The 15,440-nt window shown below is 70.7% G+C and carries 8 protein-coding genes; 3 read left to right on the top strand and 5 right to left on the bottom strand.

Translation table 11 applies throughout. From position 1 onward, the window contains the following. Nucleotides 1-4 precede the first annotated feature (4 nt). From AB0E14_RS16085 to AB0E14_RS16065, 5 genes are all read right to left on the bottom strand, one after another. Complete coding sequence (locus AB0E14_RS16085; protein ID WP_362417215.1) at nt 5-964, bottom strand: sugar ABC transporter permease; 960 nt, start codon at nt 962-964, stop codon at nt 5-7. A gap of 98 nt (nt 965-1,062) precedes the next feature. After that, the gene (locus tag AB0E14_RS16080) at nt 1,063-2,481 is read right to left on the bottom strand and encodes an extracellular solute-binding protein (protein WP_362417212.1); all 1,419 of its coding nucleotides are present in this window, start codon (nt 2,479-2,481) and stop codon (nt 1,063-1,065) included. A 207-nt stretch (nt 2,482-2,688) separates the two neighbouring features. Further along, a complete protein-coding gene (locus AB0E14_RS16075; protein ID WP_362417209.1) occupies nt 2,689-6,978 on the bottom strand; it encodes a discoidin domain-containing protein in 4,290 nt (1,429 codons plus the stop codon). A gap of 110 nt (nt 6,979-7,088) precedes the next feature. Next, nucleotides 7,089-10,463: a CARDB domain-containing protein gene (locus AB0E14_RS16070; protein ID WP_362417206.1), complete on the bottom strand. Its 3,375-nt coding sequence runs from the start codon at nt 10,461-10,463 to the stop codon at nt 7,089-7,091. Between the two features lie 260 nt (nt 10,464-10,723). Next, nucleotides 10,724-11,734: a LacI family DNA-binding transcriptional regulator gene (locus tag AB0E14_RS16065; protein WP_362417203.1), complete on the bottom strand. Its 1,011-nt coding sequence runs from the start codon at nt 11,732-11,734 to the stop codon at nt 10,724-10,726. Nucleotides 11,735-12,043: 309 nt separating this feature from the next. On the opposite strand from AB0E14_RS16065, the gene AB0E14_RS16060 reads away from it, so the two are divergent. From AB0E14_RS16060 to AB0E14_RS16050, 3 genes are all read left to right on the top strand, one after another. Beyond that, entirely contained in the window at nt 12,044-13,234 is a 1,191-nt protein-coding gene (locus AB0E14_RS16060; protein WP_362417200.1) for a cytochrome P450, read from the top strand. 84 nt (nt 13,235-13,318) lie between these two features. Continuing rightward, nucleotides 13,319-14,248: an ADP-ribosylglycohydrolase family protein gene (locus tag AB0E14_RS16055; RefSeq protein WP_362417371.1), complete on the top strand. Its 930-nt coding sequence runs from the start codon at nt 13,319-13,321 to the stop codon at nt 14,246-14,248. A 119-nt stretch (nt 14,249-14,367) separates the two neighbouring features. After that, nucleotides 14,368-15,429 carry an AfsR/SARP family transcriptional regulator gene (locus tag AB0E14_RS16050; RefSeq protein ID WP_362417197.1) on the top strand — a complete coding sequence of 354 codons (1,062 nt, stop codon included), beginning with the start codon at nt 14,368-14,370 and terminating at the stop codon, nt 15,427-15,429. Nucleotides 15,430-15,440: the final 11 nt, after the last annotated feature.

Genomic DNA, 15,440 nt, shown 5'->3' with positions numbered 1-15,440 from the left:
GGTCCTACTCGTCCTCGGCGTGGCTGAGCTTCACGTACGCGGCCGAGAATCCGGCGAGCAGTACGAGCAGGAGCAGGCCGAGCGCCGCCGCGGCACCGTAGTTGTTGAAGTTGAAGGCGTACTGGTAGATGAGGTACACGACGGTCGTGGTGGAGCCCTCGGGGCCCGCGCCGCCGGTCAGGAGGAAGGGTTCGACGAAGACCTGCATGGTCGCGATGATCTGCATGAGCAGCATCAGCGAGAGGATGAGGCGGGTCTGCGGGACGGTGACGTGCCAGATCTTGCGGAAGAGCCCGGCACCGTCGAGTTCGGCCGCCTCGTACAGCTCGCCGGGGATGGACTGGAGCGCGGCGAGGTAGATGAGGGTCGCGCCGCCCATGTTCATCCAGGTGGAGGCGATCACGACGGAGAGCATCGACAGGTCGGGGTCCTGGAGCCACTGCTGCTCGGGCAGGTGAAGGAGCCGGAAGAGCTCGTTGAGCAGGCCGTAGCCGGGGTCGTACAGGTACTTGAAGAGGAGGACCGAGGCGACCGGCGGGAGCATCACGGGGAGGTAGACGAGCAGCCGGAGGTAGCCCTGTCCGTGGTGGAACTCGTTGATGACGATCGCCACGACGAACGGCACGGCGAAGCCGAGGACGAGGGCGAGCACGGTGAACAGGAGCGTGTTGCGCCAGGCCTGCCAGAAGGCGGGGTCGTTGAAGACGGTGACGAGGTTGTCGAATCCGACCCAGGTGGTCTGTCCGCTCTCGGTCTTCTGGAAGGCCAGGAAGAACTCCCTGACCATCGGGTACCAGGAGAAGACCGCGAAGCAGAGGACCGCGCCGATGAGGAAACCGTGGGCGGTGAGATTGCGCCGCAGGCTCCTCGCGAACCGCCCGCCGGGGGGCGCGTGGTCCGCCTCGTGCGGCGGGGAGGGGCGGGGGGATCCCGCCTTGCTCGGGGTGAGGCTGGGGGCCGACATCGTCGCTCGCTCCTTGGTGCTGGTCTGCCGGGGGTCGGGCCGGGGAGGGGCCCGGGCGGGGCGGCGTCAGGGCGGTCCGCCCCTGCCCGGGGTTCCCGTCACTGGTTGGCGAGGACCTGGTTGACCTGCGTCTCGGCGGTGGCGAGCAGCTTGTCGACGTCGGCGTCCTTGTTGGTGAGGATGCCGGACATCACGGTGTCGAGGACCTTGTAGATCTCCTGGGCCTTCGGCGGCTCGGCCTTGCCCGCGACGGGGTTGTCCATGAAGGTCCTGAAGTTGGCGACGGGCATGGTGGCGTGCTCCACGCGGGCGGCGTCGTCCTTGGCCTTGGAGTCGTTCAGCCAGAAGTTGGGCTGCGGGACACCGACCGGCAGGCCGTCCGCCTTGGATCGGGACCAGTCGAACTGGCCCTTGCCGACGGTCAGGTTCTTGAAGTTCAGCCAGGCGACCGCGGCCTTGATCTTGTCGTCGGAGATGCCCTTCTTGACCATGTAGTTGTTGCCGCCGGCCAGGGTGGCCTTCTCGCCGGGGATCGGCCCCATGCCGAAGTTCTCGTACTTCGCGCCGAGTTGCTGGACCATGTACGCGATGTCGTCGGGCGCCGCGAGGAACATGCCGAGCTTGTCGCCCGCTATCTGCTTCTGCAGGTCGCCCCACTGCAGCAGCTGGGTCTTGCCCATGCTGTCGTCCTCCCAGCGCATGGCGTGGAGGTTCTTCGCGACCTGCTTGCCGAGGTCGTTGTTGAAGGCGGCCTTCTTGCCGCTCGCGTCGACGATGTCGCCGCCCAGGCTGTACAGCTGCGCGGTGAAGTGCCAGCCGCCGGTGTTGCCCGCGCTGTACTCGCCGAAGCCCGAGATGCCGTTGCCGAGGCCGGCGATCTTCTTCGCGGCCGCGCGCACCTCCTCCCAGGTGCGCGGCGGGGCGTCGGGGTCGAGGCCGGCCTGCTGGAAGAGCCTGCGGTTGATGAGCAGGCCCATCGTGTAGTTGCTGGTGGGCAGGCCGTAGAGCTTGCCGTCCTGCTTGAGGGAGCCGAGGACGTTCGGGTCGATGTCCTTCAGGAGCGGGACGGTCTTGTCGTTGACGTAGGCGGTGATGTCGGCGGCGCCGTCGTTGTCCAGGACCTGCTGCAGGTCGGTGAAGTACGTGTAGAAGACGTCCGGCTGGGACTTGGCCTTGAGCATCGCGGTGAAGCGGGGCGGTTCGAGGCACTGGCCGGCGGTGGAGCGGCCCTCGATGGTGACGTTGGGGTACGTCTTGTTGAAGGTGGCGACGTCCTCCTTCCACTGCTTGAGCTCGGCCGCCTTCGCCGTCGGGGGCATGCAGTCGATGGTGAGCGTCACCTTGGTCTTCGGGTCCAGCGGGGCGGCGGGGTCGGACGACCCGCCGCCTTCGGACCCGCCGCCGTTGTTGTTGTCGCTGCTGCTCGTGCCGCAGGCGGCGAGCAGGGTCAGCGTGAGCGCGGAGACGAGGGTGACCGCGCCGGCGCGGCGCGTACGGCGGATCCGGGCACTTCTCATGAGTGGTCCCCTTCGGGCCTGAACGTGGAGGTCTCCCCACCGCCGGTGCGTTGTGTGGGGCGCGCCACACTCAACCACCATCAACAAGTGAACGCAAGATATCGCGCTGATTTCGTAATTGGCTGACAGAAAGCAGAAGGAGGCCGGTGCAAGCAGCTGCAAGCCGCCTGCACCGGCCTCACCGGAGCCGTACTGCCACCGGACCCGCTAGGGGTTGATGTTGATCTTGAACGTGGAGGTGGTGTTACGGATGTCCACCGCGTTGCCGCTCAGCTCGAGGCCGTTGAAGGTCACCTCCCCCACGGCCGGCCCCTGACCGGACTCGGGCAGCTCGTTGGCCCAGAGGCCGAACCCCGACTTCGCGTCGTACGCGTCGCCGCTCTTGCGGGCGCCCGTGATCGAGACGTCCGTGAACACGGTGTCCTTGATGGGGAACTGCGGCTGTCCGCCCACGTAGTTCGTCTGGAACATCACGCCGCTGTACGTCGGGTCGACGATGTCGACATGGTTGACCCTGATCCCCTGGAAGACCTTGGAGGCGGAGAACACCCAGATGCCCGGGAAGGTCTGCGCGCCCCAGAAGTGCCCTCCGGCGCGGACGATCGAGATGTTCTCGAAGGTCGTGGGATCGGTGCCGAAGCCGTTCATCGGGTAGCCGAAGTCCAGCGAGGAGATCGTGATCCCCGAGTAGACGAGGGTGTCGGCGATGTGGATGTTGCGGAAGGTGTTGTTGTAGCCGCCGTAGACGGCGACGCCCGCGGCCCGCCAGGTCAGCGTCGACGTGAGGTTCTCGTAGACGTTGTTCTTCATGTCCGCGCCGCCCGCGTCGATCGCGGAGAACAGCGCGAAGCTGTCGTCCCCGGTGGCCCGCGCGTCGTTGTTGGTCACCAGGTTGTCCGTCGAGCCGTTGGTCATGTTGATGCCGTCGGCGAACATGTTGCGGATCCGGGAGTTGCGGATCGTGATCCGGTCGGTGTTCGCGCCCCAGTACAGGCAGACCATGTGCTCGTTCCAGATGTCGTCGATGACGATGTCGGTGACGTTCGCGAAGTCGAAGACCTTGCCGGGGCCGTCGATCCGCGACGTGTAGTTCCCCCAGTAGGCGAAGCCCTTGAAGAGCGAGCCCTTCGCCGCCGCCTCGGCCCGGAAGCCGACGTCGGTGTTCTCCTGCGTGGCGGGCGCGTGGAACCTCGTGTACCAGGGGCCCGCGCCGACCACCTTCACCGGCTTGCCGTACACCTGGAACTTGCTCGCCGTCTGGTAGTCGCCCGGCGGCAGGTAGACCCCGACGAGGGTGCCCGTGGTGTCCATCCGTACCTTGTCGAGCGCGTTCTGGACGTCCTGGTGGCCGAAGCCGACCGGCACCGTGTACGTCGCCGGGTCCGGGTTCGCGACGGGCGCGACCTGCTCCAGGTTCACGAAGTCGATCGCGTAGTACGGCTGGCTGTTCGCGGCGTCCTTCTGCAGCCGGATCCGGCTGCCCGCCCGCACGGTCTCGCCGAGCATGACGTTCGCCTCGTCGTAGACGTGGCGCGGGGCGCCCGAGCCCGGGGAGTTCCCGGGCGCGGTCTCGGCGCCGTACAGCCAGGCGTACCGGGACGTCACCGGGAGAGCCTTCTTGAACACCCCGTCCACGTAGACGTTGATCGTGGAGTCGACGCCCCCGCCGCCCGGGGCGTCGGGCAGCGAGACCCGGGCGACCAGGGTGTTGGTGTCGGCGCGGGTGGTGAACTCGACGTACTCGCCCGTCGCGTCCAGGTTCACGGCCTTGCGGCCGGAGGCCTCGCCCGCGATGTCGCCGACGGTCCGGTTCGGGCCGACGACCTGCGCGCCGCCCCCGGCCGTGCCGTCCTCCGCCTCGTACATGTCGTACGGCATGTTCGCGCCGCGGCCGACGAACAGCGGCTGGGTGGAGGTGTTGTTGGCGCGCTTGACCGGCAGCTCGTTGGCGTCGTCGGCGAGGACGACCTCCACGGTGTACGAGCCGTTGGCGGCGGTCCAGGGACCGAGGCTCACCTCGGCCGTGGCGCCGGCCGCGAGCGCCCCGCTGTGCGCCCCGGTCAGTGTCTTCACCGTGGCACCCGTGGAGTCCAGCAGGGTGAGGGTGACGCCGTGGCTGCCGGTGGAGGTGGCCACGGTGCCCTGGTTCTTCACGGCCACCTTGAAGGTGACCGCCTGCCCGGCGGCTGGACTGGAGGGCGAGGTGGTCACGGCGGAGGTGACCAGGTCCGAGCTGGAGACCGGCCTGACCACCAGGGCGGTCGGGCTGGTGAAGGTGTTGTTGGACTCGTTCTGCTCGATGACCGCGCCCGCCTCGTCGGCGACCGCGCTCAGTGCGTACGAACCGGCGTCCCGTGCGCCGATGGAGGCGCCGACGGTCGTCTGGGCGCCCGCGGCCAGGGCCCCGACCTGGGCGGTGGCGACCTTGGTACCGCCGAGGCGCAGCGCGACCGTGCTCGCGGGCGCGGCGGCCGGTCCGCTGTTGCGGACGGTCGCGCTCACGGTGATCGGGTCCGACTCGACCGGGGAGGCGGGCGTGGCGGTGAGGCCGGTGACCTCCAGGTCCGGGTTGGGCGCCGGGACCCCGATGACCTGGAACTCGGCGAGCTGACCGGCCGGGGCGCCGGAGTTGGCGGTGAACCTCAGCTGGACGTCGGCGACCCGCGCGGAGACCGGGATCGTGACCGTGTTGCCGCTCGCCGGGTCGAAGGTGTGGCTCCTCGCCGCGACGAGACTCGTGTGGCCCGAGGTGCTCTGCTCACGGCCGAGGACCTCGATCGTCTGGCTCCGGGTGGCCCAGGCCGCGTCCGGGTCGAGCCTGAGGACGAGCCGGTCGACGTCGGCGTTGGAGCCCAGCTTCACGGTGAGGTTCTGCGGGTAGCTGCCGCCCGCGCCCTCCCAGTAGGTCGAGAGGTTGTTGTCGTTGGCGTTGACGGCGGCGTAGGTGTGCACCGTGGAGGAGGCGGCGATCTCCTTGCCGACCGCCAGGTCGGACCCCGTGCCCCCGGTGCCGTCGCGGGTCACGGCGTTGCTGTCGGCCGACTGGTTGCCGGCCGCGTCCTTGGCGCGGACGTGGTAGGTGACGGTGGCGGAGGCCGGCTGGGTGTCGGTGTACGTGGTGACGTTGCCCGCCACGCCGCCCCGGAGGGTGTTGTTGGCGTAGACGTCGTACCCGGTGACGCCCACGTTGTCGGAGGAGGCGTTCCAGGTCAGCCTGATCTGGCCGGCCGCGGGCTCGGTGAGCTGGAGGTTCGCGGGCGCGGTGGGTGCCTGGGTGTCCCCGGTGTCGCCGGTGCGGGTGACCGTGTTGCTGTCGGCCGACTGGTTGCCCGCCGCGTCCCTGGCGCGGACGAGGTAGGTGACGGTCTGGTTGGCCGGCCGGGTGTCGGTGAACGTGGTGACGTTCCCGGCCACGCTGCTGAGCAGGGTCCCGCCCGCGTAGACGTCGTAGCCCGTGACGCCGACGTTGTCGGTGGCCGCGTTCCAGGTGAGCCTGATCTGGTCGGTGGCGGGCTGGGTGAGGGCGAGGTTCGCGGGCGCGGACGGGGCCTGGGTGTCGCCGGTCTGCGGGCCGTAGACCTCCAGTTCGGAGAGCTGGCCCGCCGCCTGGACGCTGTTCGCCGTGACCAGGACGCGGACGTGCCGGGTTGTGGTCGCGTCGAAGGTGATCGTCGCGGTGTGTCCGCCGGCGGCGTCGAAGGTGTACGCCCGGGAGGCGGTCAGGTCGGTGAAGGCGGCGCCGTCGGTGCTGCCCTGGATCTTCAGGGTCTGGCTGCGCGACTCCCAGCCGGAGGGCAGCCGGAGCACGACCCGGTCGACGCGGACGGCGGAGCCGAGGTCCGCCTGGATCCACTGCGGGAGCGCGTTGTTGGCGCTCTCCCAGTAGGTGGCCCGGTTGCCGTCGTTGGCGTTGGACGCTCCGTACAACTGGGTGTGGCTGCTCGCGGTCAGGGTGCGTCCGGCCGCGAGGTCGACGGAGGAGCCGTCGGCCGCGTGCACCTCGAGCGCGGAGAGCTGCGCGGCCTGCCAGCCGGTGTTGGCGGTGATGTGGACCCGCACGAACCGGGTCTGGGTGGCGGGGAAGCTCACCGTGACGGTGTTGGCGGCGCCCGGGCTGAAGGTGTAGGTGGCGGAGTTCTTGAGGGTGGCGAAGCTCGTGCCGTCGGCGCTGCCCTGGACCGAGAGCGTCTGGTTGCGGCTCTCCCAGCCCGCGGGGAGCTTCAGGACGACCTCGTCGACGCGGGTCGTGGTGCCGAGGTCGGTCTGGACCCACTGGGGCAGGCTGCTGCCCGCGCTCTGCCAGTACGTGCCCTGGTTGCCGTCGGTGATGTTCGCGGCGCCGTATGCGGCGAGGGCGCTGCTCGCCGCCGCGGGGTCGCCCACGGCGATGTCGGGTCCGCCCGCCGCCCGGGCGGTCACCAACGGCGCCCCCAGGGTCAGGAGGATCGTCGCGACCACGGCGCTCAGGAAGCGTGGTCTCCGGTGGAAGATGCTCATCTGTCCTCTCAGTCCTCGGTCTCGGCCTCGCGCCCGGCCGGCGGCGAGGCACGGCTCAGCGGCGGCGGCCCCGTCGGGACGGGACCGCCGCTCGGGGGGGTGCGGGAGGGTCAGTTCCGGTTGACGACGAACTGCGAGCCGGGCTCGATCAGGACGTCGCCCTCGGCCGAGTCGGTGATCGTGACGCCGGTCAGCGTCGCGCTGCCGCGCGCGCCGCTCATGGCGAGGACGCCGGAGCCGTTGTTCGACTTGTCGATCCGGACGTTCGTGATCTTCACGTCCGGCATCTCACCGCCACCGGTCTTGAACTGGATGCCGTCGTATGTGGAGTCGAGGATGTCGGTGTCCCGGATGGTGACGCCCGGGATGGGCAGGCCCTGCGCGAAGAGCGTGATCGCGCCGAACTCCTGGTCCTCGTTCCAGAACGCGCCGCCGGTGCGGTGCAGGGCGTTGTTGGCGATCAGGGTCTGCCCGGAGAAGGGCAGCGGGTCGTGGTCGGTCGCCAACATGATGCCCGGGTAGTTCATCGTGTCCGCGATGATGTTGTTCTCGATGGTGTTGCCGAAGCCGCCGTAGACCGCGATGCCGTTGGCGCGCCAGGGCAGCTGGATCGTGTTGTTCCGGAAGTGGTTGTTGGATCCGATGTCCACCGAGGTGTCCTTGACGTACTTGCTGGCCCAGACGGCCAGCGCGTCGTCACCGGTGTTGCGGAAGGACGAGTCGAAGACGGTGGAGTTGCGGGTGCCGTTGGCGAAGTTGATGCCGTCGGCGTAGGTGTTGCGGATCCGCATGCCGGTGAACTCCAGGCCGTCGCCGGGGCCCCAGAGTTCGGGGATGTTGGAGTAGTCGCGGCCGGCCCAGACACCGACGTTGGCGTGCTCGATCCAGACGTTGCTGATCTTGGTGCCCTTGCCGAAGCGCCCGTTGAGGCCGACTCCGCCCTCGGCGTTGCCGTCACCGCCGCGGATCTGGCCGGAGCCGAAGATGGCGATGTCGGAGATCTGCGTGTTGTGGTCGATGTCGAAGCCGAAGTTGCCCTCGTGCGGGTGGTTGATGCCGCCGGCCTGGTGCGGCGGGGTCAGGGTGGAGAGCTGGGAGTGCCACATGCCCGCGCCGCGGATCGTGACGTCCCGGATGCCGACCTGGTTGAACTGGCCGCGGTTGAGCGGGTCGTCGGTCAGGATCTTCTGCTCCTGGCGCCACTGCCCGGCGGGGATCCACACGCAGGCGATCTGGCCGTTCTGGTCGGCGGTGACGGCGCGCTGGAGGGCGTCGGTGTCGTCGATGCCGTCGTTCGGGACGGCGCCGTACTCGGTGATGGAGGTGCAGTTGGCGGGCTTGGCGGCGGGGGGCGCCACCTGCTCCAGGTCGATCAGGTCGATGATGTGGAAGGCCGCCGAGTCGCCCGCGTCGCGCTGCAGCCGGAACTTCGTGCCCACCGGGTAGGTCTGGGTGAGCAGCGCGTGGGACTCGTCGAAGAGCCGGCGGGCGTCGCCGCCGGGCCGGTTGGTGAGGCCCTCGGGGTCGTCGGTGGTGCCGTAGAGCCAGCTGTGCTTGGACGACAGGGTCAGTTTGCGGACGAAGACGCCGTCCGCGTAGAGGCTGATCGTGGCGTCGGCGCCGCCGCCCGCGGCCGCGTCGGGGACGGAGTTGCGCACGACGATCGAGTTGGCGGGGTTGGTCGAGGTGAACTCGACGTACTGGCCCTGGGCGGTGAGGCGCACCGACTCGCGGCCCGAGGACTCGGTGGCGAAGTTGGTGTGGCCGAAGGTCCGCTTCGGGTCGGTCGTGAGCAGGGTGCCGTCGTAGCGGGCGTCCTCCGCCTCGTACTCGGTGTAGGGCACGGCCGCGCCGCGTCCGACGACGAGGGAGCGGGTGAAGACGTTGTTGTTCTCGTCGGTCTCGGCGAGGGTGCCGGTGGCGTCGGCGGTCGCGGTGAGCGTGGCGCCGCCGCTAATGGCCGTCCAGGTGCCGGAGATCGCGACGGTGGCGGTCTGGCCCGCGGCGATGGCGCCCGCGGTGCCGTTCAGGGTGGTGGTCCCGGCGGTGAGCCGGGTGACGGTGCCGGCCGGGGCGCCGGTCGTGCCGCGGTTGTTCACCGCGACGGTGAACGTGACGGCGGAGCCGACGGCGGGGCTGGCCGGGCTGGTGGTGATGCCGGTGACCCGCAGGTCGGGGCCGGGGCTCTGGCCGACGACGAGCTTCGCCGCCGCCGTCCGGCTGTTGTTGCTGTTGTCCTGCTCGGCGACGGTGTCGTTCGGGTCGACCACGGCCGAGACGGTGTACGAGCCCATCGGGCGCTTGCCGACGGCGACCGGGACGGTCGCGGAGGCTCCGGCGGCCAGGGCCGGGACGGGGGCGGAACCGGCGACGGCGCCCTCCAGGCTGACCTGGACGGTGGTGGCGGCCGCGGCGGCCGAACCGGCGTTGCGTACCGTCGCGTCGACCGTCACGGAGTCCGTCTCGGAGGGGGCGGACGGGCTCCAGGTCAGGTCGGTGAGGGTCAGGTCGGGGTTGGGCGCGGCGGTGCCCACCACCTGGAACTCCGCGACCTGGGCGCCGGGGGCGCCGGTGTTGGAGAAGAAGGTCAGGCGGAGGTCGGCGTAGCGGCCGGTGACCGGGATGGTGACGGTGTTCTGGCCGGAGGAGGGGCTGAAGGCGTAGTCGGCCCGCGCCTTGAGCGAGGTGAAGCCGCCGGCCGCCTGTTCCCGGCCGAGGACCTCGATCGACTGGGTCCTCGGCCCCCACACCGGGTCGGGGTTGAGCTTGACGACCACGGCCGTGACGTCGGCGTTCGCGCCGAGCTTCACGGTCAGGCTCGCCGGGAAGCCGGCGGACTCCCAGTAGGTGGTCGCGCTGTCGTCGTTGGCGTTGGCGGCGACGTACGTCTGGGTGGTGGAGGTCGCCTCGATCGGCTTGTTGCGCGCCAGGTCGGTCCCCGTGGGCGGGTCGACGGGGCCTCCTCCGCCGTCGCCGTAGACCTCCAGTCCGGAGAGCTGGGCGGCGTTCCAGCCGGAGTTCGCGGTCACCTGGATCCGGACGTACCGCGTGGTGACGGAGGCGAGGCCGATGGTCACGGCGTTCGCCTGGGAGGGGTCGAACGCCCGGGGCTGCGCGGCCACGAGGGTGGTGAACGTGGAGCCGTCGGTGCTGCCGAGCACGCCGAGGGTCTGCGAGCGGGCCTCCCACGTGGTGGGGAGCTTCAGGACGACGCTGTCGACGCGGGTCGCGACGCCGAGGTCGACCTGCACCCACTGGGGGAAGGACCTGGCCGGGCCCTCCCAGTACGACTGCTGGCTGCCGTCGGTGACGTTGCTCGCCGGGTACGCGCCGTGGGCGCCGCCGGCGGCGGCGGGTCTGCCGAGTGCCAGGTCGGGTGCGGCTTCCGCCGCGGCCTGTGCGGTGACCGGGAGGAGTCCGACGGCGACCAGTGCGGCTATGAGCATGCCGATCGTCCACCGCCAGCTCAGGATCTTGCCTCTCATATGGGCCTCTCCACCGTGCTGGGCCCCGGCGCCGCCCCGAAACAACCTCACGCCAGGAACCGAGCGGAACTCTGACAATGAATGACGGCTACCTACAGACTTATTGAGCTTTTTCGTTAATCTTTTGCAGCCGTCGGGGTGTCAGGTTTCTATCAGGTCACCGCTTTGTCAACAGCCGTGGCACGAAAAGGCTCCGGCGCCGGGGAGGCGGGGTGCCTCCCCGGCGCCGGAGCCGGGAGAAGGGGTGAGGAGTGCCGGGGTCAGCCGAGCGGCGGCGGCGCCGTCGAGCCCCGTACGACGAGTTCGGGCTCGAAGAGCAGCTCAGTGGGGTCCGTCTGCGTGCCCTGGATCTGGGCGCTGAGCAGCTCGACGGCCGCGCGCCCCATCGCCTCGATGGGCTGGCGGACCGTGGAGAGCGGCGGTTCCGTGCAGTTCATGAAGGCGGAGTCGTCGAATCCGACCACCGAGACCTGCTCGGGCACGGAGAGCCCGCGCCTGCGCGCGGCCCTTATGGCACCCAGGGCGAGCGGGTCGCTGGCGCACACGATGCCGGTGACGCCCCGCTCCAGGAGCCGGTTGGCTGCGGCCTGGCCGCCTTCGAGGGAGAAGATCGAGCGGACGACGTGCTCGTCGGGCAGCTTCGTGCCGGCCGCTTCGGCCACCGCGCGGGCGGCTTCGAGCTTGCGCCGCGAGGGGACGTGGTCGCTGGGGCCGAGGACGAGCCCGATCCGCTCGTGGCCGAGCGAGGCGAGGTGGCGCCACGCCTGGTCCACGGCGACGGCGTCGTCGCAGGAGACGCAGGGGAAGGTGAGGCCCTCGATCGAGGCGTTGATGAGGACGACCGGGATGTTGCGCTCGGCCAGCTGGTGGTAGTGCTCGTGCGGGGCGTCCGCCTGCGCGAACAGGCCGCCGGCGAAGACCACGCCGGACACCTGCTGCTGGAGGAGGAGTTCCACGTAGTCGGCCTCGGAGACACCGCCCTTGGTCTGCGTGCAGAGGACGGGGGTCAGGCCCTGCTGCGCGAGCGCGCCGCCGATCACCTCCGCGAACGCGGGGAAGATGGGGTTCTGCAACTCCGGCAGGACGAGGCCGACCAGCCGGGCGCGCTCGCCGCGCAGTTGCGTCGGCCGCTCGTACCCGAGCACGTCGAGGGCCGTGAGGACGGACTGCCGCGTCGCCTCGGAGACACCGGGCTTGCCGTTGAGCACACGGCTGACCGTCGCCTCGCTGACTCCCACCTTCTTGGCCACTTGAGCAAGTCGTCGCGTCATGAACGCAAGAGTATCGCAAATTCCGCAAGATTGTTGCGCTGACAGGTCGCCGCATCGCTCACGACGGGGCGGCGGTCACGCGACGACCCCCGCGGCGACGAGCCGCCTTCCCGCGCCCCGCCCGACGCGCGCGCATTGCCTTCGCCCTCCTCCGATTGCAACGCTCCATTGCGTTCACTCCACACGTCATTGCATCAATTTACCCCCAATGACCTGCAGTTGTGCAGCGCCACTGATTGACGACACCATGAACGCAACGTAGCTTTCGACATACGTCAAACACGCTATGTCGCGAGATGAGGACCAGCCATGAGTGAGACCCTGCACCACGTCACGTCGCTGCCGGCCGAGCGCCCGGCCGGCTGCCCCTTCGACCCGCCGGCCGAGCTGATCGCTGCCCAGGGACACGGCCCCATCAGCCGATTCACCCACCCCGGCGGCAAACCCGGCTATGTGATCACCGGGTACGACCTGGTCAGGTCGGTCCTGGCCGACCCGCGGTTCAGCTCGCGCAAGGACCTCATGAACGTCGTCGACTTCCAGCTCCCTCCGGCGCCGCCCGGCGAGTTCCTGCTCATGGACGAGCCGGATCACGGGCGTTACCGGAAGCCGCTCGTGGGCAAGTTCACCGCGCGGCGGATGCGCCTGCTCACCGAGCGCGTCGAGCAGATCACCACGGCCTGCCTGGACGCGATGGAGAAGAACGGGCCGACGGCGGACCTCGTGGCCGCGTTCGCCAAGCCCATCCCCACGATCATCATCTGTGAACTGCTGGGTGTGCCCTACGAGGACCGGGACTCGTTCCAGGAGCAGATCGACAAGTTCATGAACGGGGAGACCAGCGACGAGGAGCTGATCGCGGCCTACACCGCGACCCAGGAGTACCTCGCGCAGCTGGTGGTGGCCAAGCGCGCCGACCCGACCGACGACGTGCTCAGCGAACTCACCGACAGCGACCTCACCGACGAGGAGCTGAAGGGCATCAGCCTGATCCTCCTGGCGGCCGGGTTCGACACCACCGCCAACATGCTCTCCCTCGGCGCCTTCGCCCTGCTGCGGAACCCGGAGCAGCTGGCCGCGCTGCGTGCCGACCCCGAGCTGACCGACAAGGCCGTGGAGGAGCTGCTGCGGTACCTGAGCGTCGCCAAGACGTTCATGCGGACGGCGCTCGAGGATGTCGAGGTGGGCGGCGTGACCGTCGAGGCCGGCACGACGGTCGTCCTCTCGTACAACGCCGCCAACCGCGACCCCGAGCGCTACGCCGACCCCCATGTGCTCGACATCCGCCGGGAGGCCGGCGGCCACCTGGCCTTCGGCCACGGCATCCACCTGTGCCTGGGACAGCAGTTGGCCCGGGTCGAGATGCGGGTCGCGTTCGCCGCCCTCTTCAAGCGCTTCCCCACCCTCCGCCTCGCCGTCCCGGCCGAGGAGGTCGCGCTGCGCCCGGAGACCGCGGACATCTACGGCGTCAAGAGCCTCCCGGTCACCTGGGACGCCTGAGACCTCCCGCCGGTGGGTGAGGCAGCACCGGGCACCCTCACCCACCGCCGTACGAGGCATCGATAGCCTGCGCGCATGGAGCGGATGCGGCGAACACAGCGGACGGCCGGCGCGATCGTCGGCGCGGCGGTGGGCGACGCGCTGGGGGCGCCCTTCGAGTTCGGTCCACCGGGAGCGTTCTCCGCCCGGTTTCCCGCGCCCGGTGCCGGCGGCGAGATGTGCGGGGGCGGGGGCTGGGACCCGGGCGAGGCCACGGACGACACCCAGATGGCCGTCCTGGTCGCGGAGTCGCTGCTGGAGCGGGGCGGGCTCGACCTGCCCGACATCTTCGCCCGCTTCCAGCGGTGGGCGGCGGCGGAGCCGAAGGACATCGGCCTGCAGACCGAGGACGTGCTGACCAACGGCGCGCCCTGGGACCTCGCGGCGGCGGTCCACTTCCAGATCAACCGACGGGCCGCAGGGAACGGCTCCTTGATGCGTGCCTCGACCTCGGCGGTGCGCTTCGCCGCGGCCGGACAGGCGGCCACCATGGACGCGGCCCGCCGCATCGCCGCGCTCACCCACGGGGACCGCGCGGCCTGGGAGGGCACCGCGATCTTCCACGAACTCGTCCGCGTCACGCTCGACGGCGCCGACCCGCTCGCCGCGCTCCCGGGCGTCCTCGACCTGGTCCCCCCGGGCCACCGCGAGCGCTACGCGGTCGTCCTCGCGCCCGACTGGCACCCCGACCGGGCGACCGAGTTCAACGGTGCCGTCTGGCCCTGCCTGGGGTCCGCCGTGTGGGCCCTGCGTACGACAGCGGGATACGAGGACGCGTTGCGCGCGGCGATCGATCTCGGTGGGGACACCGACACCGTCGCGGCCGTGACCGGAGGCCTCGCGGGGGCGTACTACGGGCTCGACGCGATTCCCGAGCGGTGGACCCGGCCGCTCCACGTCCCCCTCCCCGGATGCGACGGACGGGTCCTGCGCCTCGCGGAGTTGGTCCGGCTCGCCCGGCGACTGGAAGGCTGAACCGGGGCTTCCTCGGCGCGTGTCACTCCGGAGCGTTCCGGATGCCTTCCCCCGCGCCACTCCCCTTACGTTGTCGGCGGCGCCCGCCGGACCGACCGGCAGGGAGCCGGGGAGCAGTGATGCCGACGACCGCCGCCACGACCGACCGCCCGACCACCGCCGTGCTCGGGCGGCGGGAGCGTGCGGTGCTCGCCGCGGTCGGGTGCGGTCTGCGGGACGACGAGGTCGCCGCCGCCCTCGCGCTCCCGGAGCGCGTCGTGGCCGAGGACCTCGCACGGATCCTCGGGAAGCTCGGGCTGCGGGACCGGGCCGCCGCCATCGTGCACGCCTTCGACTGCGGGCTGAGCGTTCCCGGGCGCGGGCCCCGTTCGGGTGCGGCGGGCCCGTCCTCGCCGTCCGGGCCACCGGTGCGGATCTCGCTGCTCGGGCCGGTGCGGGCCGCCACGCGGGACGGGCGCCCTCTGGAGCTCGGGCACCTCCGGCAGCAGGCCGTGCTCGCGGCGCTCGCGCTGAGCGCGGGCCGGACGCTCACCCGGCGCGAACTCCTCGACGACGTCTGGGGGATGGAGCCGCCGACCGCCAACGTGATCCCTGTCTACGTCTACCGGCTGCGCAAGGCCCTGCGCCTCGGGGACACCCCGGACTCCGTCATCGAGCACACCCGGTGCGGCTATCGCCTGGTCGCCGAAGCCGTCGCCGTCGACCTGGCGCGGATGGAGGAGCTGGTCTCGGGCGCCGGGGCGGCCGAGCGCGCGGGCGAGCCGGCCGAGGCGGTCCGCCTGTGCGCCCAGGCTCTCGAACTCTTCCGCGGCGAACCCCTGGCCGGGCTGCCGGGGCCGCTCGCCGAACTGGAGCGGCTGAGGCTGACCGAGCGCCGGATCGCCCTCGCCCGGCGGAAGGCCGAGGGGCAGCTGCGGCTCGGCCAGGACGCGGACGCAATCGCCGAGCTGTTCGCCCTGACGGCGGCCCACCCCCTGGACGAGCCGCTGGCCGCGACGCTGATGCGGGCGCTGTCCGTCAACGGCCGGCAGGCCGACGCCCTGGCCGTCTTCGACCTCGCCCGCCGCCACCTCGCCGACGAGCTGGGCGTACCACCGAGTCGGCTGCTGCGCCGGACGCGGCGGATGATCCTGCGCGGCGAGGACCCCTCGGCCCGGGGCCGCACGGCACCGCCTCGATGACGCGACGCCGT

Origin of the sequence: Streptomyces sp. NPDC047981, assembly GCF_040653315.1 — a bacterium.
Lineage (GTDB): Bacteria > Actinomycetota > Actinomycetes > Streptomycetales > Streptomycetaceae > Streptomyces.
Note: the sequence above shows the minus strand (reverse complement) of the source record. Positions and strands in the feature narration are given on the sequence as shown.